Raw genomic sequence first — 24230 nt, 5'->3', positions numbered from 1 at the left:
CGCATCAGTCCGTCGGCGCGGTCGACGCCAGCGCGATCCGCGCCTTCTGTTCCGGGCTCCCCGCCACGTAATACTTCTTCGCCCAGCTCGAATCGGGCGCGAGCGCGAGCCGCGCATGCGTACCCGTGCCGTGCTGCTGCTTCGCATGGATCGCCAGCGCGCGGGCGCGGTAGTGCTCGTACAGCCGCAGGAATTCCGCGAGATAGATCGCCGCGATCCGCTTGTCGCGGATCTCGAGCAGGTTCTCGTCGTTGTACTGCTCGGAATTGCGGCTCATGTTCGCCGAACCCGTATAGACGACCGGATTCGCGCCTTCCGCATCGATCACGATGAACTTGTGATGGATCACGACGGGCGGGAAAACCGGCGCCGGTTCGCCCGGGAAAAGCCGCAACTCCGGCTCGAAACCCTGCGGCACCGTGGCCGGCGAGAAATACGACGCGTCGATCACGTCGTGGTTGTCGCGGCTGCGGTGGTACAGCTCGAGGTTCGCGAGCGTCGCCGCATCGAGCGTCTGGCCGTCGTGCTGCGCGGTATCGGCCTTCGTCGCGCTGCCGACGCTGATCTTGTTCACGAGGCCGAACATCATCAGCCCGCGGTCGCCAGCCGCGAAACACGCGTCGCGCAGCGCCGCGTCGGTCGGCATGAACAGGCAGAACGACACCGAATGCCTCGCGGCCGCGATCGCGGCGACGATCGTATCGATCTCGGTACGCTGCCCCGCGGGCTCCGGCGAGTACGCGACGCGCACCTGCGCGCTGCCGATCGTCATCGGCGCCGACCAGCCCGGCGACAGCCGCGCGGTCTCCGCAATCGACGGATTCCCGGCCAGCGCATGCGCGCGCTCGTTGTACAGCGCGGCGAGCGCAGGCGAGTCGAACGCATGCAGCACGTTGGCCTGCTCGGTCAGCCCCTCGGTCGTGAAGTTCGCGGAGCCGGTCAGCACGCGCGCGGGCGCCGGGTTCGACGGCGCATCGGTCACGATGAACTTGTCGTGCATGATGTGCGTCTTGTCGCGCGGCGCGAGCGGCGCGAGGCCCTGCAGCGCATCGACGGCCGGCTGGTTCGGCGACGGCAGCGGCGGCTTGCCCTTGCGCGCCGTCGTGTGCGCGTCGTAGACGATCGCGAGCGACGCTTCGCCGTGCTGGCGGCCGAACGCGTCGAACGCGGGCAGCGCCCACAGCGTGTCGGTCAGGTGATAGACGGCCGACACCGCGCGCGATGCCGGATCGAGCATCTGCGCGAACACCTGCTCCATGTCGTTCGCGAGCCACGTGCGCAGCTTCAGCGCCTGCGCGGCGCTCGGCGCCTCGTTCGGCGCGAGGCCGAGCGCCGCGACCTGCTTCGCGAACGCCTGCGAGCTGACCACCGCACGGTTGAACCACGTGCCGATGCCGTCCTCGACGTGCGCGGGCAGCACGACGTCGCACACGCCGGCTTGCGCGTCGAGCACCTGCAGGTTCGCCGGCGTGCCGACGACCGGATAGACGTCGTAGCGGAACGACGCACCGCGGTCCTGCGGATCGATGCGCGCGTCCCACCACATGAATTTCTGGATCGGCGCCTGATCGGTCGGCGCATCGCCCTGCGTGTCGGCGGCCGGGCCGTCGAACGTCAGGCGGTTGGGCAGCCAGCTGTCCGGCGCACGCGTCTTGCCGTCGGCCGACCAGAAACCCGGCGTGCGCCGGATCGCGAAGCCGAGGAAATCGGACCGCGACGCCGCATCGGGCCAGTCGAAAGCCAGCAGGACCAGGGTGGGGGAAAGATAGCTGCGCACGCTGACGGTCATTCGTTGCTCCCTGGCCCGGCGGCCGGTCGAGATGAATGCGTCAGTCTTGATGGCGGTTCTTCCCGCGCGATGACCGTTCGATGAACCTTGTATGTCGGACGCGCGTCAGTCGCACACGAGCAGTTCGATCCCGCGCGCCGTCAGCGCGCGGCGCACGGCCTTGTCGGGTGCGCGTTCGGTCACCAGATAGCGGGCGGCGGACGTGCCGTTGATCCGCACCGGCGTCACGCGGCCGAATTTCGAATGGTCGGCGACGATGATCGCCGTGCCCGCCGCCGCGATCATCCGGCTGCGCACTTCGGCCGCGAGCCGCGAGTAGTCGGTGCACTCGCCGTCGGGCGTGATGCCGCCGGCGCCGACGAACGCGAAATCGACGTGGTATTGCGCGAGCTGGTGGATCGTGTCGAGCCCGAACGTGGCGTCCTCGTCGTCGGACAGCTCGCCGCCGAGCAACGTCACGCGGTTGCCGTTGCGCCGCGCGAGCACGAACGCGGTACGCCAGTCGTTCGTGTAGATCGACAGCCGGTGCCGGTCGGCGAGCGCCAGCGCGACCGCATGCGGCGTGCTGCCCGAATCGATCAGCACCGATGCATCGTCGGGCACGAATTCGGCCGCGCGCCGCCCGATCGTGCGCTTCGCGTCGGCGTTCGCGGCTTCGCGCTCGGACAGGCTCGGCTCGCGGCGATCAGCGGCCAGCGCGCCGCCATGTGTCATCACGAGCAGGCCGCGCGCGGCCAGCGCGTTCAGGTCGCGCCGCACCGTTTCGCGCGACACGTCGAGCGAACGCACGAGTTCCGCGACCGTCAGCGCGCCCGAGCGTCCGAGCGCCGACAGGATGTATTGATGACGTTGTTCCGCCAGCATCGCGTGTGCGCCCGAGGCGACTGGTAATGGGTAAGCCGGCCATTGTATTACGGACGTTTGACGACCATTTGACCGGGCCGGGAAACACGGCCCGGTAACACGGCCGGGCGGCGGCCGCGCGCGTTGCCCGAAAGCGAAATTCTGTATTGCCCGGCGCGCGCGAATCCGCGCGGCGCCGGTTGCTACACTTTGCGCTTCGCCGAACGACCGACCAAGACCGACCAATAAAGGGGCTCGCGCCATGTATCGCAAAGGCAGTGTGATAGAAATCCAGTTTCCGCCGGAACGCCTCAACGACGCGGCAGGCGATCCGTACTGGATCGACCTGACGCTCGACGAAGCGCGTCGGCTCTACGAACAGCTCGCCGCGCGCTTCGCGACCGACGCACGCGCCAACCAGCCGCTCGATACGTTCTCGATCGACTGAGCGTCGCTGCTGCGCGCCCGCCCCGCGCGACGGGCGCTCGCTCCCACCACACCGCCCCCTGGCGCGCGATGATCGCCCGCACCGTCACGCACCGCGCGGCGTGAGTGCAGGATTCGACAAGACGCCAGCGTCGCTTCGCCCGATACTGGCCGACTTTCCGGATCTGTCCGGCCGCGTCGCGGCCCGTCACGCATGCTCAACTCGATCGTCGCCGCCGTTTTCGTCGCGCTGTGGTCCACCGGCTTCATCGTTGCACGGGCAATCAAGCCCTACGCCGATCCGAACCTGTTCCTGCTCGCGCGCTTCGCGGGCACGGCCGCGCTGTTCGGCGTGGTCGCGCTCGCCGCGCGCGCCCCGTGGCCGGCCCGCCGCGAATGGCCGCGCCACCTGATCGCCGGCGCGCTGTTGCAAGGCGTCTATCTCGGCGCGAGCTACTGGGCCGTCGCGCAAGGGTTGAATGCGGGCGTGATGGCGCTGCTCGGCGCGCTGCAGCCGCTTGCCACCGCCGTGCTCGCGGTTCCGCTGTTCAACGAACGTCTGCCCGCGCGCGGCTGGCTCGGGATGGCGCTCGGGCTGGCCGGCGTCGCGCTCGTGCTCGCGCCGAAAGTCACCGGCGGCGTCGCGCCGCCGCCGGGCGCCGCGCCTGCGTGGCTCGTCGTCACCGTGTCGGTGCTGGCGGTCGGGTCGATCACCGCCGGCTCGCTGTACCAGAAAGGCAAGCTCGCGCAGAGCGACCTGCGCACGGCGGTCGCCGTGCAGAACTTCGGCGCGGCGCTCGTCGCGGCCGTCTTCGTCGTGCTGCTCCATGAAACCCGCTGGATCGACGCGCCGGCGCTGTGGGTGTCGCTCGTGTGGGGCGTCGTGTTCCTGTCCGGCGGCGCGGTCACGATGCTGATGTGGATGCTGCGGCACGGCAATGCGGCGCGCGCGACGTCGCTGCTGTTCCTCGCGCCGCCGCTGGCCGCGCTGCAGGGCTACGCGCTGTTCGGCGAAACGCTCGCGACGATCCAGCTCGCCGGTTTCGCGCTCGCGCTGGTGGGCGTCGTGCTCGCGCGGCGCTGACGGGCGAAGACGCACGCGGGATCGAGCGGCCACGCCATCATCGGGCCTCCATCCCTCCTCGCTGAAGCCGCGCGCACGGCCGCCCTTCGCGCAGCATCTCCTGCACCCGCCCGGCGCACCGCGCACCACGGCAATGCGGCGCGTCTCGCCGATGCAACGCGAAACCGCCGGAAACGCCTGTCCGGCGCGGCGGCGCGCCGCGATTGCGCTTATGATGAGCGCCTTGCATTTCGTCCCGGAACTTTCCTCATGACATCCGCCGATTACGCCAGCCGCCAACGCGCGATCATTGCCGAACTGAACGTCGCCCCGCACTTCGACGCCGAGGCCGAAATCGACCGCCGCGTCGATTTCCTCGCGCAATACCTTCGTTCGACCGGCCTGCGGACCTACGTGCTCGGCATCAGCGGCGGCGTCGATTCGTCGACGGCCGGCCGGCTGGCGCAGCTCGCGGTCGAAAAGCTGCGCGCCGGTGGCTACGACGCGCGCTTCATCGCGATGCGCTTGCCGAACGGCGTGCAGAACGACGAAGACGATGCGCAGCGCGCGCTCGCGTTCGTGCGCGCGGACGAGGTATTGACGGTCGACGTGAAGCCGGCCGCCGATGCGATGCTCCGTTCGCTGGTCGCGTCGGGCCACGCGTTCGAAAACCCCGCGCAACAGGATTTCGTGCACGGCAACATCAAGGCGCGCGAGCGCATGATCGCGCAGTACGCGGTGGCCGGCGCGCGGCGCGGCATCGTGATCGGCACCGACCACGCGGCCGAATCGCTGATGGGTTTCTTCACGAAGTTCGGCGACGGCGGCGCGGACATCCTGCCGCTCGCGGGCCTGAGCAAGCGTCGTGTGCGCGGGGTCGCACGCGCGCTCGGCGGCGACGAGCTGATCGTGATGAAGGTGCCGACGGCCGACCTCGAGGAACTGCGCCCGCTGCGCCCCGACGAGCACGCGTATGGCGTGACCTACGACGAGATCGACGATTTCCTCGAAGGCAAGCCGGTCGCCGACCGCGTCTACGAAACGGTGCTGCGCTTCTACGACGGGTCGCGCCACAAGCGCGCGCTGCCGTACACGATGTTCGACTGGCCGACCGCCTAAGCCGGCCGCCCGGCTACCGACATACCGCCGCGCGCACCGTCACGGCTGCGCGCGGCACATCGGCGCCGGGCAACGCTATGCGTTCCCGCCCGTCTTCTTCGCCTGCAGCGCACGAATCCGCAGCCGCGCGCCCGTATCGCTGACCGTCGCGTCGTACATCGTCGCGAGGTCGCGCTTGAGCGCGGTGCGCGAGCCGCCGTCGAGATACACCATGTGCCCCGACGGGTAGAACCGCGCGGACAGGTTCTGCCGCACCTTCTGGTCCTCCAGCGGCATCTGCTGCAGATCGATCACGGTCTGGTAGAACGGCGTGACGAAATCGTAGAGTCCGTTCGCCGACAGCACCTTCAGGTCGACGTTCAGCGCCATCACCGCGGCGAGGTCGCCGGCCGTGTAGAGGATCACGTTCCCCTGCGCATCGATGCCCTGCTGCGCGCCGGTCGGGTCGATGTGGCTGAAATCCCAGTTCTTGAAGGCCTGGTCGTTCAGGTCCGTGAACGCCGAGTTCGACGTGAACTTCAACTGCTCGTTCAGGTAGCTGTTCCACATCGCCGTATAGACGCCCGTCACGGCCGTCATCGTCGGGTCGTTGCCGCCCGAATTCGGGTCGATCTTGCCGGCGATGCCCGACGAGATCCCGGTCACGCGGCCGTCGTACGAACCGAGCGCGAGCCCCTGCGCATGCAGCAGCGTCGTCAGGAACAGCGAATTGCCGCGCGTGTCGTAGCCGGCGATGTCGAGCCCCCACGATTGCAGCGTCGCCGTATCGATACCCGTGTATGCCGACAGCTTCTGCACGGTGGCCGGGTTCGCATGCGGCATCGCGCGCAGCGCGCTCAGGTAGTCGGTGCGCGCGAACTGCGCGACTTCCTCGACGAACGCGCCGAGATCGCTCGGCGCCGACTTGATGCCGAGCTTCTTGTGATACCACGCATCGGCCGCGGCGGTCGGCAGCGCGCCGACCGGGTTGCCGGCCTGCCGGTAATCGAGGATCGACGATTGCAGCGTGACGCCGTTCAGGTCGACGCCGTCCTCGTGCAGCTTGTACGCGAGCACGCAGCTGCGCGCGGTGCCGTACGATTCGCCGAACAGGTATTTCGGCGAATTCCACCGGTTGTTCTTCGTCAGGTAGCGCTTGATGAACTGCTTCAGCGAATCCGCATCCTGGTCGACGCCCCAGAAGTCGCGGTTCTTGTTCGGCGCGACGGCCGCCGAATAGCCGGTGCCGACCGGGTTGATGAACACCAGGTCGCTGTGGTCGATCATGCTGTCCGGGTTGTCTTCGAGCTGGTACGGCGCGGGCGGCGTGAAACCGGGCATCGACGTCTTGATGCGCTTCGGCGCGAACGAGCCGAGCAGCACGAACACCGACGACGAACCGGGCCCGCCGTTATAGAAGAACGTCACGGGCCGCGTTTCCTCTTTCGCGCCGTCGGCCGTGAACGCGACGTAGAAAATCTTCGCGGCCGGCTGCGAACTGCTCGGATCGACCGTCACCAGGTGGCCGACCGTCGCCGTGTACGCGATCCGCTTGCCATCGATCAGGATCGTGTGGTGCGTGATCGCGGCCGCCTCGGTCGTGTCCGTCACCGAGTCGTCGGGGCCGTTGCCGTACGCGACCGGATCGAAGAACGGCTGGTCGCGGCCGTGGCTCAGCGCGACCGGGTTGATGGTCGGCGGCACGCCATGCGAATTGTGGTCGCCGTGATGCAGCGGATACACGCCGCCGGAAGATGCGGAATCGATGCCCATCGTGCTGCTCCTGGAGGTGAAAAAAGACGCGGGCAGACCACCCGCGTCGAACGGAAAGGCGTGCGCCGGCGCGTCAGCTCGACGGCTTGCGCGCGAGGATCGTGGCGAGTTGCGCGCCGTTCGGGCTGCCGAGGCCCGTGCACGCGTCCCAGCCGGACGCGGCCGCATACGTGCCGTTCGATCCCTTCGTGATGTCGCGCAGCGCGCCCGGATGCTTGTACAGCACCGGATTGATCCAGCCGGCCGGCGCGCCGGCCGTCGCATTGATCCGCGCGATCAGCGCGGCCCACAGCGGCGCGACCGCGCTCGTGCCGCCCATCACCGACGGCGTGCCGGCGACCGACACTTCGTAACCCGTCTGCGGCGACGCGTCGCCGGCCACGTCCGGCACGCCGCGCTTCGCGAGCGGCGTGGTGGTGCCGTCGGCGCGCGCGACCTTCAGCCCCTGCTGCCATGCCGGCAGGTCGAACAGCGAACTGACGCCGCCGCCGCCCGCCCCGCCGCCGGCCGCCTCGTCGTTCCACGTGACCTCGCTGCGGATGCCCTGCCCGGGCAGCGCGTCGAGTTGCGTACCACCGCAGCCGAGCACGTACGGGCTCGACGCGGGGAAATCGACGTGATCGGCGCCATCCTGCAGCCCGTCGCCCGAGCCGCTATCGCCCGACGCCGCGCAGACGGTGATGCCCTGTGCGGCGGCCGCCTGCAGCACGCGGTTGAACGCATGGGCGGACTGCGCCTGCCAGATCGCCTCCGGGCCGCCCCAGCTGATCGAGATCACGGAAGGCCGATTGGTCTTGTCGGTGACGGCCGCGTTGACGGCCTGGATGAAGCCCGCGTCGCTGTTCGGCGCGAAGTAGACGGCGATCTTCGCGGCCGGTGCGATCGCGCCGGCGATCTCGATGTCGAGCGCGACTTCGCCGTCCGGGCCGTTCGGCTCGCCGGTCGGTGCGTTGCGGCCGGTGCCGACGTTCACGTCGACGAGCGTCGGCGGCGTCGTGATCCCGAGCCCGCGGAAATACTGCTGGATGTCGGCCGCGCGATAGCCGCCGCCGAGTTCGACGATCGCGATGCATTGCCCGGCGCCGTCGCCGGCCGGAAAATCGTACAGCGACGCAAGCTGGATCGGCGTGAACGTGACGGCCGCCGCGCCGCGCGCCGGCTTGAACGGCGGACGGAAGCGAAAGTGCGGCCGCGCCTGCGGCCGGCTGTCGAGGCCCAGCACGGCCGTCACCGCATCGCCGAGCTCGTCGGGCAGCGTGATCGGGCCCGAACGGCCGCGATACTGGCCGATCGACCGATGCTCGAAACGCTCGAGCTTCACGCTGAACGCGGCTTCGAACTGCGCGATCGTGCCGGACACCACGACGACGCTTTCGACCGGGTCGACACGATCGACCGCCAGTTGATGACGGTGCGCGAAGTCCTCGGTCTTGCGGATGTCGTCGGGATTGGCGGAGAAACGCTGCGCGAATGCGTCGCGCGACAGCGGTTTTGCACCGGCGTCGCCGCTGGCGAGCTGGTGGACCAATGCATCGAGTTGCCCTTCTTCCTGCCGCCGCAACATGATCGTGACGTGGATGCGTTCTGCCGGATCGCACTGGCCGAGACACTTGGACTCGGCGACGATACGGGGTTCACGGTCGGCTTGAAGATGCCTTGCCATGTTCAGACCCTCCTTGGTACCGCGTTGCACGGAACAGCCAGGAAATCGGACATAGCCCGCGGAAGACGGTTCCGTTCGGTCAGTCGATTCGCGACGGCGCGTCTGCGACGGCGCGTTTGCGACGGCGCGTTTGCGACGGCGCGAAGGTAGAGGAAGTTTAGAACAGTCAGACGATTTGCGCGCACGCCCTTCTGCGGCAAGCGTGCGCGCGAAGGCCGGCATCGCGCGCGGCCTGTGTCGATTCGCGCATGGCGCGCCCGCGCGGCCTGCCTACCCGCCGGCGACCATGCGGCGGCGCTCGGTCTCAGTCCATCGACAACCGCAGCGCAAAACCGATCAACGCAGCGGAAAAGGTCCAGCGCTGCACCGTCTGCGCGAGCGGATGCGCGCGCATCCACGCCGCGATGCGCGACGCGCCGAACACGCACGCGAGGTCGAAGCACACGCCGGCCGCCACCAGCAGCGCGCCGAGCGCGAACATCTGCCAGACGACCGGCCCGGCCTCGGGCCGCACGAACTGCGGCAGCAGCACCGAGCAGAACAGCAGCGCCTTCGGGTTCAGCAGGTTGGTCAGCAGCCCCTTCACGAACGATTGCCGCAACTCGCCCGCCGCCGCGTCGCCGTCGCCGAGCGCGAACACCGGCGAGCGGAACACCTGGATCGCGACGTACGCGAGATAGAACGCGCCGCCGTAGCGGATCACCTCGTACAACCAGGGCGCGCTGCGGATCAGCGTCGCGACACCGCACGCCGACAGCGTCACGTGCGCGGTGCGCGCGAGCGACAGGCCGGCCGCCGCGGCCATCCCCGGCCGCACGCCGCGGCCGATGCTGGTCTGCAGCACGAGCGCCATGTCGGGCCCGGGCACCGCGTAAATGGCCGCCAGCGCGGCGAGATAAATCAACAGCAAATGCGTGGAAATCATGGTCTGCCCCCGTCCTTCAATGACGATATGTTGCCGCTGAAGGCGGAGGGATTATTGGCCAACTTTGGCTCAGGAATGGCGATTCATAGGGGAATCCGCCACAATCACGAAACTGTAAAAAGGATTCCACCAACATGACCGAGCTCGACAAAACCGACCGCGCGATACTCGCCGCGGTGCAACGCGACGGCCGCCTGCCGATCGCGCGGCTCGCCGAATCCGTCGGCCTGTCCGAGACGCCGTGCGCGCGGCGCCTGAAACGTCTGGAAAACGACGGCTACATCGAGCGCTATCGCGCGCAGCTGTCACGCCAGGCGCTGGGCTTCGGCGTGGTTGCGTTCGTGCTCGTGCGGTTCGCGACGCACGACCGCAAGGTCGCCGACCGGTTCGAACGGGAAGTGCTCGGCATCGAGCGGATCCTCGCGTGCCACAACGTAGCAGGCACGGCCGATTACCTGCTGCAGGTGGTCGCGCGCGACCTCGACGACTACGGCACGTTCCTGCGCGATTCGCTGCGGATGCTGCCGGGCGTGACGTCGATCGAATCGGCGCTGTCGTTGCGCGAGGTGAAGCACGACGCGGGGTTGCCGGTGCCGTGACGCACGCCGGGCCGACAAGCCGCGCGCGCAACGCTTGTTCACATTGTCGGCCGCGCCGGCGTCACACCGCGTCGAGCGACTGATGCGCGCGTTCGAGATCCTCGAGAAACGCTTCGACGACCGGATCGCCGCGCCCGTCGCGCGCCACGACCATGTGGAACGTGACTTCATAGTGCAGCTGCTCGGGATTGAGCGGCGCGAGCAGCCCCTGCGCGACATACGGCGCCGCGAAGTGCTGCGGCAGGTAGCCGAGGTGATGACCGGACAGGATCAGCAGCGCGACGGCCTCCATGTTGTCGGCGGTCGCGGTCACGCGATCGGGCGTCGTCGACATCTGCGCCTCCGGCAGCGGATACGAGCGCCAGGCCCACTCGAAGCCGGCGACGTCGGCCGGCGTCAGCGTGCCGGCGCGTTCGAACAGCGGATGGCCGCGGCCGCAGTACGCGACCTGCCGCTCGATGAACAGCGGCGTGTAGTGCAGCGTCGGCACGCGATGCCAGAAATAGCCGACCGCGATCTGGATCTCGTTGCTCAGCAGCTTTTCCTCGAGATCGCCCGGCGCGCGCACCGAAATCGAGAAGCGCACGGCCTCGTCGCGCGTGCGGAACGCGGCGATCGCCTCGGCGATCCGCGCATTCTGGCTGACCGGCGTATGACCGATCAGGCCGATGTTCAGCGTGCCGACCAGTTGGCGGTCCATGTGCCGCGCGGCCATCCCGAACTCGTCGAGCGCCGCGAGCAGCCTGCGGCTCATCGCGTGGAACCGCTCGCCCTTCGGCGTCAGCCGGAAGCCGCTGCGGCCGCGCTCGCAGAGCCGGTAGCCGAGCCGCGTCTCGAGCGACGACAGCTGCGCGCTGATCGTCGACTGGCCGACGTTCAGCATCGCCTGCGCGGCCGACACGCCGCCCGCGTCCGTGACCGCGAGAAACACGCGGATCAACCGCAGATCGAGGGTCGACAGATTCCCCAGCACGTTCATCCCCTTCCATACATCGATGAAGATCGATGTTTACGTCGATATCTTCGCATTCTTCTTTCCCGGCCGAGCGCGTAAAACTGTGCGCCAGGCCGCGTCGCATGATACGGCAGCCCCACACCGGAAGAGACGACCCCATGAACGACCCCATCCATTTCCAGCCGCTCGGCGGCAATGAAATGCCGCGCTCCGGCGGCATCGCGACGATGATGCGCCTGCCGCACGTGTCGAGCGCCGAAGGCCTCGACGCCTGTTTCGTCGGCGTGCCGTTCGATCTCGGCACGTCGAACCGCACCGGCGCGCGCTTCGGCCCGCGCCAGATCCGCACCGAATCCGTGCTGCTGCGCCCGTACAACATGGCCACGCGCGCAGCACCGTTCGATTCGCTGCAGATCGCCGACATCGGCGACGTCGCGATCAACCCGTACAACCTGCACGATTCGATCGCCCGCATCGAAGCCGCGTACGACGCGATTCTCGAGCACGACTGCAAGCCGATCACGCTCGGCGGCGACCACACGATCGCACTGCCGATCCTGCGCGCGATCCACCGCAAGCACGGCAAGGTTGCATTGATCCACGTCGATGCACATGCCGACGTGAACGACACGATGATGGGCGAAAAGATCGCGCACGGCACGCCGTTCCGCCGCGCGGTCGAGGAAGGACTGCTGCACGGCGACAAGGTCACGCAGATCGGCCTGCGCGGCACCGGCTACGCGGCCGAGGATTTCGACTGGTGCCGCGAGCAGGGCTTCCGCGTGGTCCAGGCCGAGGAATGCTGGAACAAGTCGCTCGCGCCGCTGATGGAAGAAGTGCGCGCGCGCATCGGCGACACGCCCGTCTACATCACGTTCGACATCGACGGCATCGATCCGGCCTACGCGCCGGGCACCGGCACGCCGGAAATCGCGGGCCTCACGGTGCCGCAGGCGCTCGAGATCATCCGCGGCGCGAAGGGGCTGAACATCGTCGGCTGCGATCTCGTCGAAGTCGCGCCGCCGTACGACCCGTTCGGCACCACCGCGCTGCTCGGCGCGAACCTCGCGTACGAGCTGCTGTGCGTGCTGCCGGGCGTCAAGTACCGCGATTGATCCCGGCGCCGCCACTATTCCAAATCAGAGGATTCCAGAGGAGCACACAGAAAGATGGGGACTTCCGTCAAGCAACCGAAGCGGGCGGCGCTCGCGTCGTTCGTCGGCACCACGATCGAGTGGTACGACTTCTATAGTTATGCGACCGCCGCCGCCATCGTGTTCGGGCCGCTGTTCTTTCCCGGCGAAAACCGTTTCATCAGCCTGCTTGCATCGTTCGGCTCGTTCGCGGTCGGCTTCTTCGCGCGGCCGCTCGGCGGCGTGATGTTCGGCTATCTCGGCGACCGCTTCGGCCGCAAGCGGTCGCTGCTCGCGACGCTGATGCTGATGGCCGTGTCGACGGTCGCGATCGGCCTGCTTCCCACGCATGCGCAAGCCGGCGTGATCGCACCGATCCTGCTCGTGCTGATGCGCGTGCTGCAAGGCATCGCAGTGGGCGGCGAATGGGGCGGCGCGGTGCTGCTGGCCGGCGAGCATGCGCCCGAAGGCAAGCGCACGTTCTTCGCGTCGTTCGCGCAACTGGGCAGCGCGAGCGGCCTGATCCTGTCGATGCTCGCGTTCGGCGCGATCAGCACGCTGTCGAAGGACGACATGATGAGCTGGGGCTGGCGCGTGCCGTTCCTCGCGAGTTCCGTGCTGCTGGTCGTCGGCTTCGTGATCCGTGCGAGCGTGTCGGAATCGCCCGAGTTCGAGGAAGTCAGGAAGAGCGGCAACATCGCGCAAAAACCGCTGCGCGAGGCGCTCAAGGCCTGGCCGCTGCTGTTGCTCGCGATCGGCGCGAACGTGTACGGGATCGCCGGCGTGTATTTCAGCAACATCTTCATGATCAGCTACGCGACCCAGTTCCTGTCGCTCGACCGGTCGATGGTGCTGCATTGCATGACGATCGTCGCGGTGCTGCAGTTCGTCGTGCAGCTCGCGGCCGCGTTCCTCGCGCAGCGCTTCGGCACCACGCGCGTGCTGCTGATCACGGGCGCGTGGGCAATGATCGTCCCGTTCGTGATGCTGCCGCTCGTGCATATGGGCACGCCGGTGTCGATCACGGTCGGCGTCGGCCTCGCGACGCTCGCGGAATCGGGCTACTACTCGGTCGTCGCGGGCTTCGTCAGCGGCATCTTCATCGCACGGATCCGCTATACGGCAATTTCGATCGCGTACCAGGTGTGCGGCGCGCTCGCCGGCGGCCTCACGCCGCTCGTCGCGACGCTGATCGCGCAGAACGCGGCCCCGCAATGGTGGCCGCTCGCGCTCCAGTACACGAGCGCCGCCGTGCTGTCGTCGCTGTGCGTGTGGTTGATCTCGCGCCGCGTCAGCATCGACGATGCGGGCGCGCCCGGCAAGACGCGCGAAGCGCTGCCGCGCGGCGCACGCGCCGCGTAGCGCCGACGCGTAGCGCCTGTCGCACATGCATGCATGACGTAAAACGACCCGCTTTCGCGGGTCGTTTTCTTTGCCGCCCGATCGATGATCGACGATCGGCGACCGCTACCGCCCTGCATTCGCTGCGTGGTTACCGCACCTGGCTACGCAGCGTCTTCGCCGCGGCGACCATGTTCGTCAGCGCCGGAATCACTTCCTCCCACTGACGCGTCTTCAGCCCGCAGTCCGGGTTCACCCACAGACGTTCCGCCGGAATCCGCTCGGCCGCCTTCCTCATCAGCCCGACGATATGATCCTGCGTCGGGATGTTCGGCGAGTGAATGTCGTACACGCCCGGCCCGATTTCATTCGGATACTTGAAGGTGTCGAACGCATCGAGCAACTCCATGTCGGAGCGCGACGTCTCGATCGTGATCACGTCCGCGTCCATGTCGGCGATCGACGCGATGATGTCGTTGAACTCCGAATAGCACATGTGCGTGTGGATCTGCGTATCGTCCTGCACGCCGTTCGCGGTGATGCGGAACGACTCGACCGCCCACTTCAGGTAGTCGCTCCATTGCGCGCGGCGCAGCGGCAGCCCTTCGCGCAGCGCGGCTTCGTCGATCTGGATCACGCGCACGCCGGCCTTCTCGAGATCGAGCACTTCGTCGCGGATCGCCAGCGCAAGCTGGTAGCACGACACCGAGCGCGGCTGGTCGTCGCGCACGAACGACCAGTTCAGGATCGTCACGGGGCCGGTCAGCATGCCCTTCATCGGCTTGTCCGTCAGCGACTGCGCATAGGCGATCCATTCGACCGTCATCGCCTTCGGGCGGCTGATGTCGCCGAACAGGATCGGCGGCTTCACGCAGCGCGAACCGTACGACTGCACCCAGCCGAACTGGCTGAACGCATAGCCGTCGAGTTGCTCGCCGAAGTATTCGACCATGTCGTTGCGCTCGGCTTCGCCATGCACGAGCACGTCGAGTTCGAGCGATTCCTGTTCGCGCACGCTGCGTTCGATCTCGGCCTGCATCGCCGCGCGATAGCCGGCTTCGTCCAGCGCGCCGGCCTTGAACCGGCTGCGCGCCTGGCGGATGTCGGCGGTCTGCGGGAACGAGCCGATCGTCGTCGTCGGGAACGCCGGCAGGTTCAGGCGCGCCGACTGCTTCGATGCACGCTGCGTATACGGGCTCGCGCGGTTGCCGAGCGGCGCGTCGATGCGCGCGAGCGCGGCCTTCACCGCCGGGTTGTTCACGCGCGGCGAGCGGCGCCGCGAATCGATCGCGGCGGCATTCGCGGCGAGCGCGTCGGCCACCTTGTCGCGGCCTTCGTTCAGTGCGGTCGCGAGCACCTTCAGCTCGTCGAGCTTCTGCAGCGCGAACGCGAGCCACGAGCGGATTTCCGCGTCGAGCTTCTCTTCGCTCGCGAGATCGACCGGCACGTGCAACAGCGAGCATGACGGCGCGAGCCACAGCCGGTCGCCCAGTTGCTTCGCGAGCGGCTCGAGCCAGTCGAGCGCGGCGTTCAGGTCGGTCTTCCAGATGTTGCGGCCGTTGATCGCGCCGACCGACAGCACGCGCTCCGGCGGCAGTTCGCGCACCAGCGCGTCGGCTTCGTCGCGTGCGTTGATCGCGTCGATATGCAGGCCGTCGACCGGCAGCGACGCCGCGAGCGTCAGATTGTCCTGAAGCTGGCCGAAGTACGTGGCGAGCAGCAGCTTGATGCGGCGCGTTTCCAGCGCCTCATACGCGATGCGGAATGCCTGGCGCCATTCGGCATCGAGCTCGGTCACGAGAATCGGTTCGTCGATCTGCACCCATTCGACACCCTGCGCGGTCAGCGTGTCGAGCAGCGCGCCGTACACCGGCAGCAGCTTCGGCAGCAGCGCGAGGCGGTCGGAATCGTCCTTCGCCTTGCCGAGCCACAGGTACGTGACGGGGCCGAGAATCACCGGTTTCGCATTCACGCCCTGCTCGGTCGCTTCGGCGAGTTGCTGGAGCAGACGCGACGGATCGAGCGAGAAATTCGTGTCCGCATGGAACTCCGGCACGATGTAGTGGTAGTTCGTATCGAACCACTTCGTCATTTCACCGGCCGCGACCCCGCCGCAGCACGCGGCGTGCTCCTCCGTCGACTGCGCCGAACGGCCGCGTGCGACGCGGAAATAATTGTCGAGCGCATCGCCGTGGAAATCCTGCACGCGCTTCGGCAGGTTGCCGAGCGTGAAGCTCATGTCGAGCACCTGGTCGTAGAACGCGAAGTCGCCGATCGGCGCGAGATCGAGATCGCGCTGGTCGTGCCAATGACGCCGGCGCAACTCGGCGCCAAGCGCCTTCAGTTCGTCGCGCGACGATTCGCCCTTCCAGTAGCGTTCGAGACCGAACTTGAGTTCGCGCTTCGCGCCGATGCGCGGAAAACCGAGGTTGTGTGTCGTGACCATGAAGCTGCCGTCCAGAAGAAAGTGTAGATCCGGCAGCCATCATAGGGATTTCAAACCATGAAATAAAATGGCATTATTTCATTCATCCATTAACATTTTTCATGCATCTGCCCGATGCACGCAATCCATGCTGGAACGATTCCATCTCGTCGTCATACGTGAAGTCGAGCGCCAGGGCTCGCTGACCGCGGCGGCCAATGCGCTGCACCTCACGCAATCGGCGCTCAGCCACACCGTCAGGAAAGTCGAGCAGCAGCTCGGCACGGCGATCTGGGACCGCGAAGGCCGCGGCCTGCGGCTCACGCAGGGCGGGCACTATCTGCTGAAGCTGGCGAACCGGCTGCTGCCGCAGTTCGAGCTCGCCGAGGAGCGGATGAAGCAGTACGCGAAGGGCGAGCGCGGCACGCTGCGCATCGGGATGGAGTGCCACCCGTGCTATCAGTGGCTGCTGAAGGTCGTGTCGCCGTACCTGTCGCGCTGGCCCGACGTCGACGTGGACGTGAAGCAGCGCTTCCAGTTCGGCGGCATCGGCGCGCTGTTCGGTTACGACATCGACGTGCTCGTGACGCCCGATCCGCTGAACAAGCCGGGGCTGCGCTTCGACCCGGTGTTCGACTACGAACAGGTGCTGGTGGTCGCGGATTCGCACCGGTTCGCGAACGTCGACTACGTGACGCCCGAACAACTGACCGACGAGATCCTGATCACGTACCCGGTCGAGACCGACCGGCTCGACATCTACAACCAGTTCCTGACGCCGGCCGGCATCGTGCCGAGGCGGCACAAGTCGATCGAGACGACCGACATCATGTTGCAGATGGTCGCGAGCGGGCGCGGCGTGGCCGCGCTGCCGCGGTGGCTTGCCGACGAGTATGCGGACCGGATGCCGGTCGTGCCGGTCAAGCTCGGCAAGAACGGCATCGCGAAGCAGATCTTCCTCGGCATCCGCGAAGCGGACGCAGCGATCGACTATCTGGCCGCGTTCGTCGCGCTGGCGCGCGAATCGACGTGGAGAGCGCCGCGCATGCTGCGCTAGGCGCGCCCGGTTGCCCCGCGCGTCAGGCGGCGCACAGGCCGGCGCGTTCGCCGCGCTCGACCCACGCGCCGAACAGCAGGCCGATCGTCGTCCACATGATCACCTGCATGCCGATGGCCGCCACGCGGAACTTCCACAGCAAGGTCGCCGGGAAATCGGCGGGCAGTTCGCTGACCGATGGCAGCCCGATCTGCACGGCCGCGATGATCGCGACGAACACGAGCCCGGCGACGATCGATGCGTTCCACGGGCCGAGCTTCGCCAGCAGATGGCGGCGCACGCCGACCGAGAACACCATCGTCGCGACCGAGATCGCGATCATCAGGAAGAACAGGCCGGTGCGATAGCCGATCGTGTCGGGGTCGCCGACCGACGGCGGATTGGCCGGGTACTTGAGGTTCGGCACGACCACGAGCGCAACGAACGCCGCCAGCGCGAGCCATGCGGCCAGCGGCCGTGCCGGCAGGCGGCTGCCGCGTCCGTACGCATACGCGAAGACCAGCGAGAATAGTCCGCCGAATGCCGCGCCGTACGTCACGACGCCCGTCAGCAGCCCAAGGCCGGCCTGCGTGTGGCGGCTGACCAGCTCGGGTTCCGGCGCCTCGCCTTGGGCGGCGGCGGTTTTCTCTTCGACGGCGATCGCCTGATCGACTTGCGGTTCGCCGACGATCCTGGCGAAACCGAACGTGAGGAGGCCCGCGGCGATGCCTGTGAGCATCCCGCGCATGAGCAGCTTTCCGACCATCGCAGGCTCCGCGTCAGTGGCAGGGAAAGCCGAGCAGATGGCGGCCGTCGTGGACGAATTCGTGGACATACATGCCCGGCACGAGCGACGTCGCGCCCTGTTCCGCACCGACGAAATACAGCGCGAGCAGCAGGATCAGGCCGACGAACACGGCCCAGGGCAACAGCTCGCGGACGGGGATGGGTGCCGGCACGACCGCCGGCTTCAGCACTGCTTCGCTCATGGATGCACCTCAGGGGAATCGCGCCCCGACAAATGATGGATGGGTACGAAGGCAGGTCTGGCTTCCGGGATCGTCGATTCCCCGGTTACAGTGGCGCGACCGCGCCGGAATTGCACCGGCTTCCGCGCTTCGTATCGGGCGAATTGTACGCGCGAACGTTCGCGTATTGAAGCGATGACACACGGGTAAGCGCGTCCCGCTCCGGATCATCCGACAACCGACATGACCAAACCTGCCTCGCTCTGCCTGATCGCACACGCATCGACCCGCGCGATGCGCACCGGCACGTTTCCCGACGACGACCTGCTCGACGCGCACGGGCTCGCCGAAGCCGCTGCGCTGCGCGGCCGGCTGACGGGTGCTGCCGGCTCGCTCGTGCTGTGCAGCCCGGCACGCTGCGCAACGCAGACCGCCGATGCGCTCGGGTTGCACGCCGACATCGACGACGCGCTGCGCGACATCGACTACGGCAACTGGCGCGGCAAGCGGCTGCACGATCTCGCGCGCGACCTGCCCGACGAACTGGCCGCGTGGATCGGCACGCCGTCCGCGTCGCCGCATCGCGGCGAATCGTTCGACGCCGCCGCGCATCGGGTCGGCACATGGTTGAGCACGCTGCCGACGGATCGCGATGTCGTCGCGATCACGCATGCGCCGATCGTCCGCGCAACCCTCGCGCACGTGCGGCGGATGAGCCTCGAGGCCGCCGCGCGTCTCGACGTCGCGCCGCTGTCGTGCACGACATTCGTCGCGTCGCCGAGCGGCTGGACGTTGGCCGCGACGGCCGCCAACGTGCGCGACACCGGCGCGTAAACTCACTGTCCTGCTCACTATGTGAGCGAACGATGCGCGCCGACGCGTCGCATGTCGCCGCTCGCCTTACATCCCGTAAGACACACCGTTCGTCATCCCGACTGTCATCAAACTGACTGCTAGCCGCAGCTAGGATCGGACGCGGTTCCCTCACGAGATGCCGTCATGAATCAACCTGCTTCATCCGCCCCGAACAATCCGGGCTCCGTCGCACGCACCCGGCAGATCGGCTATGCCGCGTTCCTGCTGGTGCTCGTGCTCGGCGCCGTCTATATCGCCACGCACCTGATCGACGATCTGGCGCCGGTCCGCGAAGGGACGTTGTTCCCGTACCTGCTGCTCGGCGCCGCGCTGCTGATCGCGCTCGGCTTCGAATTCGTCAACGGCTTCCACGACACCGCGAATGCGGTCGCGACCGTGATCTATACGCACTCGCTGACGCCGAACGTCGCGGTGATCTGGTCGGGCATGTGGAACTTCCTCGGCGTAATGGTTTCGAGCGGCGCCGTCGCGTTCGGGATCCTGCAGTTGCTGCCGGTCGAGCTGATCCTGCAGGTCGGCAGCGGCTCGGGCTTCGCGATGGTGTTCGCGCTGCTGATCGCCGCGATCGTCTGGAACCTCGCGACCTGGTATTTCGGGTTGCCGTCGTCGAGCTCGCACACGCTGATCGGGTCGATCATCGGCGTCGGGCTGATGAACCAGTTGCTGCACGGGCCGTCCGGCACGAGCGGTGTCGACTGGGGCCAGGCGCTCGGCGTCGGCAAGTCGCTGCTGCTGTCGCCGATCGTCGGCTTCCTGTGTGCGTCGCTGCTGCTGCTCGTGCTGAAGGCCGCCGTGCGGATTCCTGAGTTGTACAAGGAGCCGCCGAAGGATCAGCCGCCGCCGTTCTGGATTCGCTGCCTGCTGATCCTCACCTGCACCGGCGTGTCGTTCGCGCACGGGTCGAACGACGGACAGAAAGGGATGGGCCTCATCATGCTGATCCTGATCGGCACGGTGCCCACCGCGTATGCGCTGAACAAGGCCGTCACGCCCGCCGAATCGCAGACCTTCGTGGCGGTCGCGAACCAGGCGGCCGCGACGTTCGGGAAATACACGAACGGCGTCGCGCCGTCCGCGAACCCGCGCGCCGATGTCGAACACTACGTGCAGCATCGCGAACTGACGCCCGCCGTGCTGCCGGCCGTCGCGCAGCTGTCCACGTCGCTTGCGACCGCCGTCGGCGCGTCGGGCTCGATGGCGGCCGTGCCGCAGCGCGACGTCGACAACGTGCGCAACACGATGTATCTGGTGTCCGAAGCCATTCGTCTGATGGAGAAGTCGGGCCAGCCCGCGTTCGCCGCCGACGACAAGCTCGCGATCGACAACTATCGCAAGCAGCTCGACCACGCGACGAAGTTCATTCCGACGTGGGTGAAGGTCGCCGTCGCGATCGCGCTGGGTCTCGGCACGATGGTCGGATGGAAGCGGATCGTCGTGACCGTCGGCGAAAAAATCGGCAAGCAGCATCTGACGTACGGACAGGGCGCATCGGCCGAACTGGTCGCGATGCTGACGATCGGCGCCGCCGACATGTACGGGCTGCCCGTGTCGACGACTCACGTGCTGTCGTCGGGTGTCGCGGGCACGATGGCGGCGAACGGCTCCGGGCTGCAATGGAGCACGGTGCGCAGCCTCGTCCTCGCATGGGTGCTGACGCTGCCGGCGTCGATTGCGCTGGCGGCTGGGCTTTACTGGTTGTTCCGGTCGCTGGCGTGATCGTGTACGCGGCGGGGGGCGGGCGATAGCCGGCTACCTGCTGCGGTAGGTTGGATGTGGCGCTTCTCCGCCTTTCCGCTTCCCTCGCCGCTCCGGCCCGTCGCCACATTCAGTGTGCCGATACCGCGCCTTCAACGTTTCCCCGTTTCCTGGCCGGAATTAAAGCGCAAGATCTGGAGCGTGCCGGCGCCCGGACGCCGCTAGACTGGGTTCGTCAACTTTCGTCGTGGATTCGACCGTGCGCGACCGCCCGGCGCGACACCGCCGATGCCCCGAGGTACGCCCGTGAACATTCTCGATCTGCCCCCTGCCGTCGAACCGCCGGACATCGCGCAACGCGTCGACTCCCTCGACTGGCCGAGCGTCGATGCCGAGCTCGATCGCTACGGATGCGCGCGCGTGCCGGGCCTGATGTCGGCAAGCGAGTGCGATGCGCTCGCGTCGCTCTATCCCCGCGATGCGCTCTATCGTTCACGTGTCGTGATGGCGCGACACGGCTTCGGCCGCGGTGAGTACAAATATTTCGCGTATCCGCTGCCTGCGATCATCGCCGAGCTGCGCACGACGATCTACCCGCATCTCGCACCGATCGCGAATCGCTGGAACCAGGCACTCGGGATCGACGTCCGTTATCCGAAAAACCATGCGACGTTCCTCGATCGCTGCCACGCGGCAGGACAGACGCGATCGACGCCGCTGATCCTGCAATACGGCGCCGACGACTACAACTGCCTCCATCAGGACCTGTATGGCGAGCACGTGTTTCCGCTGCAGGTCGCGATCCTGCTGTCGGCGCCGGGCCGCGATTTCAGTGGCGGGGAGTTCGTGTTGACGGAACAGCGGCCACGCATGCAGTCGCGTGCGGAAGTGGTGCCGCTGACGCAAGGCGACGCAGTGATCTTCGCGGTACACGGCCGGCCCGTGCAGGGAACCCGCGGCGTCTATCGCGTCAACCTGCGCCACGGCGTGAGCCGGATCCGAAGCGGCCATCGCCACACGGTCGGCATCATCTTCCATGACGCGCAGTAGCGGGAGCGGGGACAGCTGCGCTGCTGCCGCGCCACTTATTGCGCATTGCATTCATGCTCGTCTCGGCACCGCATGCCACCGTGAGGAAAGCGGTCCAACCGAGCATGGCCGGCCAGAACACCGCTCGCCCGCGGCAGCCGAAGACCGATTGCGCTGACCGTCAAGCAATCGCGGTCGCAATGAATCAGCGCTTCCAGTGAGCACGACGAAACACGCTTACTCACCTGTCGCCCCGCCAACATGATTTGCAGTCCAGCCTATCCTCGCGCCACGCTGGCCCGCAGCCGGTCGCCGGCATCGAGCGCCAGCCGCGCGTAGCCCGGCAACGTCAGCAGCGCGAGCACGCCCGCCGCGACGAACGCCCAGCGGAAATCGTCGAGCACGTAATGCATGCCGGCCGCGTCGCCGCGCCCCCATGCCGCGAGCCGCAGCGACAACGCACCGAACGCGATCCCCATCCCGATCGTCATCTGCTGCGCGGCGCTCCACAGCGTGCTGGCCGCACTCGTCTGCTGAGCCGGGATGTCCGCATAAGCCAGCGTCGCGAGCGTCGTGAACTGCATCGACCGCGTGAGCCCGTAGACGAATACGACGAGCAGCGTGATCGCCAGCGGCGTCGACGCGGTCAGCCAGCCGCATGCGATCGTGAAGATGCCGACGATCGTCACGTCGACGAGCGCAACGCGCCGAAAGCCGTAACGGTCGAGGATCCACGACGTGCCCGCCTTCATCCCGAGATTGCCGAGCGCGCTCGCGAGCAGCAGCAGCCCTGACTGGAACGGCGACAGCCCGAAACCGATCTGGAACAGCAGCGGCAGCAGGTACGGGACGGCGTTGATCGCCATCCGCGTGATCGAGCCGGTGATGACCGTCACCGAGAACGTCGGCACCTTCAGCGTCGTGAAATCGAGCAGCGGATGCGCGCAGCGTCGCGCATGCAACCATGCGGCGATGCCGAACAGCACGCTCGCGCCCATCAGGACAACCGCGCGCGTGAAGTCGACATCCTGCTGACCGGCCGCTTCGGTGCCGATCAGCAGGCAGGTCAAGGCGCCGCCGGCCAGCACGAAGCCGACCCAGTCGAGCGGCCGTTGCTCGTCGGTCCGCGTATTCCGGACGATCAGCCAGGTACAAACGAGCGCGGCCAGGCCGAACGGGACGTTCAACAGGAAGATCCATCGCCACGATGCATAGGTCGTGATGAAGCCGCCGATCGGCGGCCCGACGACGGGCGCGACGATGCCCGGCCACGTGATCGTCGCGATCGCACGCATCAGCTTCGCCTTCTCGGTACTGCGCACGACGATCATCCGCCCGACCGGCACCATCATCGCCCCGCCGACACCTTGCAGCAGCCGGGCAGCCGTGAACGACATCACGCCTTCGGACAGCCCGCACAGCACCGACGCACCGGTAAAGACGACGATCGCGCTCGCGAAGACGGTGCGCGAACCATAGCGATCCGCGATCCAGCCGCTGATCGGAATGAACACCGCCAGCGCCAGCATGTAGGCCGTCATCCCGAGGCTCAGTGCGTTCGGCCCCACACCGAACGAGCGCGCCATTTGCGGTAGCGCGGTCGCGATCACGGTCGTGTCGAGATACTCCATGAAGAACGTCGCGGCGACGAGATACGGCAAGAAGTCGGTCGTCCGACCACCTTGGGCAGGGTTGTCAGTCATGAACGATGCGGGAGACGAAATGCAAAAAGCGCCGATCGCGGGCGGATGCAGGCAAGCACCCGGGAATCGGGACGAACGGTGATGTTACCCCGAAGGGTTGGCTCCCCGCTCTGCCGCGCATGTCGCGCACGTCGCGCGAATGAACTTTATGCGCATAGATTTTTGTGAGGATTTCGCGCTGCGTTCGCCGAGTGATGCGCATGACGTGGTGCCTCGAGGAACGCGCAGATGCGGAGATTTTCGCCAGAAAGCGGTATTTATCATTCATTGTCGCTCAATATCGCGCATCACCGGCCATCACAACATCGTCACCCGAAGTATGGCGTGGGACGGAATCGATCTGAAGATGGATGGGTCCGGCTGGCGGGAGGGGTGAGAGATTCAGACGGCACAACCGCGGAGTGCTCGAGAACGGCAGAGCGCTGAATGAGGGGCTCGCTCGCTGCGATGGATTGCGTAAGCGGAAAGCGGAGTCGCCTCGGTCACGCTTCGCCACATGCTTTTGGGGACGCCGAAATGCAAAAACCCCCGCCTTGTCGGGCGGGGGTTCTTGGCTAAGGGAGCCTGACGATTACCTACTTTCACACGGGAATCCGCACTATCATCGGCGTAGAGTCGTTTCACGGTCCTGTTCGGGATGGGAAGGGGTGGGACCGACTCGCTATGGTCATCAGGCAAAGGGGGTTGTTGCGTTGCTTCGCAGCGCAACCAATCTTGGAAGAAGCAGTAATTTTGAGTTGTGTGTATCACACACGAGAATCCAACTTGTCTCATCTTGCTACGCAGGTCGCCGGTACTTCAACCGGCGCGCCGCATCGATCAGCTTCGCTGCTCGATGCTCCGCGTGGGATGCTCGTAAGTGCTGAAGCACTAACGATCATCGACAAGGC

The 24230-nt window shown here is 67.1% G+C and carries 21 protein-coding genes, 1 rRNA gene and 1 riboswitch; of the genes, 10 read left to right on the top strand and 12 right to left on the bottom strand.

The features are described 5' to 3' along the window. Window positions 1-4: 4 nt before the first annotated feature. Window positions 5-1789, bottom strand: a complete 1785-nt coding sequence (locus JYG37_RS26900) for a phospholipase D-like domain-containing protein (RefSeq protein ID WP_213346196.1) — start codon at window positions 1787-1789, stop codon at window positions 5-7. 105 nt (window positions 1790-1894) lie between these two features. Beyond that, window positions 1895-2653: a DeoR/GlpR family DNA-binding transcription regulator gene (locus JYG37_RS26895; protein WP_050016302.1), complete on the bottom strand. Its 759-nt coding sequence runs from the start codon at window positions 2651-2653 to the stop codon at window positions 1895-1897. Between the two features lie 241 nt (window positions 2654-2894). Between JYG37_RS26895 and JYG37_RS26890 the strand changes: the two genes are divergently transcribed. From JYG37_RS26890 to nadE, 3 genes are all read left to right on the top strand, one after another. Further along, window positions 2895-3080 carry a hypothetical protein gene (locus JYG37_RS26890; protein WP_006480515.1) on the top strand — a complete coding sequence of 62 codons (186 nt, stop codon included), beginning with the start codon at window positions 2895-2897 and terminating at the stop codon, window positions 3078-3080. Window positions 3081-3272: 192 nt separating this feature from the next. Then, window positions 3273-4142 (top strand): DMT family transporter, encoded by an 870-nt coding sequence (locus JYG37_RS26885; protein WP_050016305.1) that lies wholly within the window; start codon window positions 3273-3275, stop codon window positions 4140-4142. A 249-nt stretch (window positions 4143-4391) separates the two neighbouring features. Beyond that, window positions 4392-5240, top strand: a complete 849-nt coding sequence (gene nadE, locus JYG37_RS26880) for an NAD(+) synthase (protein WP_089489686.1) — start codon at window positions 4392-4394, stop codon at window positions 5238-5240. Between the two features lie 75 nt (window positions 5241-5315). Here the strand turns inward: nadE and JYG37_RS26875 are convergent, their stop codons facing one another. The 3 genes from JYG37_RS26875 to JYG37_RS26865 form a co-directional block, all read right to left on the bottom strand. Beyond that, window positions 5316-6992: a S10 family peptidase gene (locus JYG37_RS26875; RefSeq protein WP_213346195.1), complete on the bottom strand. Its 1677-nt coding sequence runs from the start codon at window positions 6990-6992 to the stop codon at window positions 5316-5318. A gap of 73 nt (window positions 6993-7065) precedes the next feature. Then, a complete protein-coding gene (locus JYG37_RS26870) occupies window positions 7066-8655 on the bottom strand; it encodes a S53 family peptidase (RefSeq protein WP_089489688.1) in 1590 nt (529 codons plus the stop codon). A 304-nt stretch (window positions 8656-8959) separates the two neighbouring features. Beyond that, on the bottom strand, window positions 8960-9580 hold the full coding sequence (locus JYG37_RS26865) for a LysE family translocator (RefSeq protein WP_089489689.1): 621 nt from the start codon (window positions 9578-9580) through the stop codon (window positions 8960-8962). 134 nt (window positions 9581-9714) lie between these two features. Between JYG37_RS26865 and JYG37_RS26860 the strand changes: the two genes are divergently transcribed. Next, window positions 9715-10179 (top strand): Lrp/AsnC family transcriptional regulator, encoded by a 465-nt coding sequence (locus JYG37_RS26860; protein ID WP_050016315.1) that lies wholly within the window; start codon window positions 9715-9717, stop codon window positions 10177-10179. A gap of 61 nt (window positions 10180-10240) precedes the next feature. Here JYG37_RS26860 and JYG37_RS26855 read toward each other — a convergent pair whose 3' ends face one another. After that, window positions 10241-11158 (bottom strand): LysR family transcriptional regulator, encoded by a 918-nt coding sequence (locus JYG37_RS26855; protein WP_179233179.1) that lies wholly within the window; start codon window positions 11156-11158, stop codon window positions 10241-10243. Between the two features lie 134 nt (window positions 11159-11292). Between JYG37_RS26855 and speB the strand changes: the two genes are divergently transcribed. Both speB and JYG37_RS26845 read left to right on the top strand, forming a co-directional pair. After that, window positions 11293-12249, top strand: a complete 957-nt coding sequence (gene speB, locus JYG37_RS26850; RefSeq protein WP_176016387.1) for an agmatinase — start codon at window positions 11293-11295, stop codon at window positions 12247-12249. A 54-nt stretch (window positions 12250-12303) separates the two neighbouring features. Further along, the gene (locus JYG37_RS26845; protein WP_176016388.1) at window positions 12304-13629 is read left to right on the top strand and encodes an MFS transporter; all 1326 of its coding nucleotides are present in this window, start codon (window positions 12304-12306) and stop codon (window positions 13627-13629) included. A 130-nt stretch (window positions 13630-13759) separates the two neighbouring features. Here JYG37_RS26845 and metE read toward each other — a convergent pair whose 3' ends face one another. Further along, window positions 13760-16054: a 5-methyltetrahydropteroyltriglutamate--homocysteine S-methyltransferase gene (gene metE, locus JYG37_RS26840; protein WP_213346194.1), complete on the bottom strand. Its 2295-nt coding sequence runs from the start codon at window positions 16052-16054 to the stop codon at window positions 13760-13762. 127 nt (window positions 16055-16181) lie between these two features. Here metE and JYG37_RS26835 point away from each other — a divergent pair, with 127 nt between their 5' ends. Continuing rightward, window positions 16182-17090, top strand: coding sequence for a LysR family transcriptional regulator (locus tag JYG37_RS26835; RefSeq protein ID WP_213346193.1), 909 nt, complete (start codon window positions 16182-16184; stop codon window positions 17088-17090). 22 nt (window positions 17091-17112) lie between these two features. On the opposite strand, the gene JYG37_RS26830 is transcribed toward JYG37_RS26835, so the two are convergent. Both JYG37_RS26830 and JYG37_RS26825 read right to left on the bottom strand, forming a co-directional pair. After that, a complete protein-coding gene (locus tag JYG37_RS26830; RefSeq protein ID WP_213346192.1) occupies window positions 17113-17835 on the bottom strand; it encodes a CbtA family protein in 723 nt (240 codons plus the stop codon). A gap of 13 nt (window positions 17836-17848) precedes the next feature. Then, entirely contained in the window at window positions 17849-18058 is a 210-nt protein-coding gene (locus JYG37_RS26825; protein ID WP_006488502.1) for a CbtB domain-containing protein, read from the bottom strand. A gap of 33 nt (window positions 18059-18091) precedes the next feature. Next, a riboswitch (cobalamin riboswitch) is annotated at window positions 18092-18230 on the bottom strand. 50 nt (window positions 18231-18280) lie between these two features. Between JYG37_RS26825 and JYG37_RS26820 the strand changes: the two genes are divergently transcribed. The 3 genes from JYG37_RS26820 to JYG37_RS26810 all read left to right on the top strand — a co-directional run bounded on the left by JYG37_RS26820 (window position 18281) and on the right by JYG37_RS26810 (window position 21658). Continuing rightward, window positions 18281-18871 carry a histidine phosphatase family protein gene (locus tag JYG37_RS26820; RefSeq protein ID WP_050016327.1) on the top strand — a complete coding sequence of 197 codons (591 nt, stop codon included), beginning with the start codon at window positions 18281-18283 and terminating at the stop codon, window positions 18869-18871. A 165-nt stretch (window positions 18872-19036) separates the two neighbouring features. Next, window positions 19037-20629, top strand: a complete 1593-nt coding sequence (locus tag JYG37_RS26815) for an inorganic phosphate transporter (protein WP_050016329.1) — start codon at window positions 19037-19039, stop codon at window positions 20627-20629. Window positions 20630-20896: 267 nt separating this feature from the next. Next, window positions 20897-21658: a 2OG-Fe(II) oxygenase gene (locus JYG37_RS26810; protein WP_060733620.1), complete on the top strand. Its 762-nt coding sequence runs from the start codon at window positions 20897-20899 to the stop codon at window positions 21656-21658. 257 nt (window positions 21659-21915) lie between these two features. Here JYG37_RS26810 and JYG37_RS26805 read toward each other — a convergent pair whose 3' ends face one another. The 3 genes from JYG37_RS26805 to rrf all read right to left on the bottom strand — a co-directional run bounded on the left by JYG37_RS26805 (window position 21916) and on the right by rrf (window position 24015). After that, window positions 21916-23340 carry a DHA2 family efflux MFS transporter permease subunit gene (locus JYG37_RS26805; RefSeq protein ID WP_213346191.1) on the bottom strand — a complete coding sequence of 475 codons (1425 nt, stop codon included), beginning with the start codon at window positions 23338-23340 and terminating at the stop codon, window positions 21916-21918. Then, window positions 23333-23608, bottom strand: a complete 276-nt coding sequence (locus JYG37_RS26800; RefSeq protein WP_213346190.1) for a hypothetical protein — start codon at window positions 23606-23608, stop codon at window positions 23333-23335. Before JYG37_RS26800 ends, JYG37_RS26805 begins: the two co-directional genes overlap by 8 nt. A 294-nt stretch (window positions 23609-23902) precedes the next feature. Continuing rightward, window positions 23903-24015 (bottom strand): 5S ribosomal RNA (gene rrf, locus JYG37_RS26795). Window positions 24016-24230: the final 215 nt, after the last annotated feature.

Origin of the sequence: Burkholderia sp. LAS2 (genome assembly GCF_018417615.1) — a bacterium.
Lineage (GTDB): Bacteria > Pseudomonadota > Gammaproteobacteria > Burkholderiales > Burkholderiaceae > Burkholderia > Burkholderia sola.
This window is presented reverse-complemented; position numbering and strand designations above follow the sequence as displayed.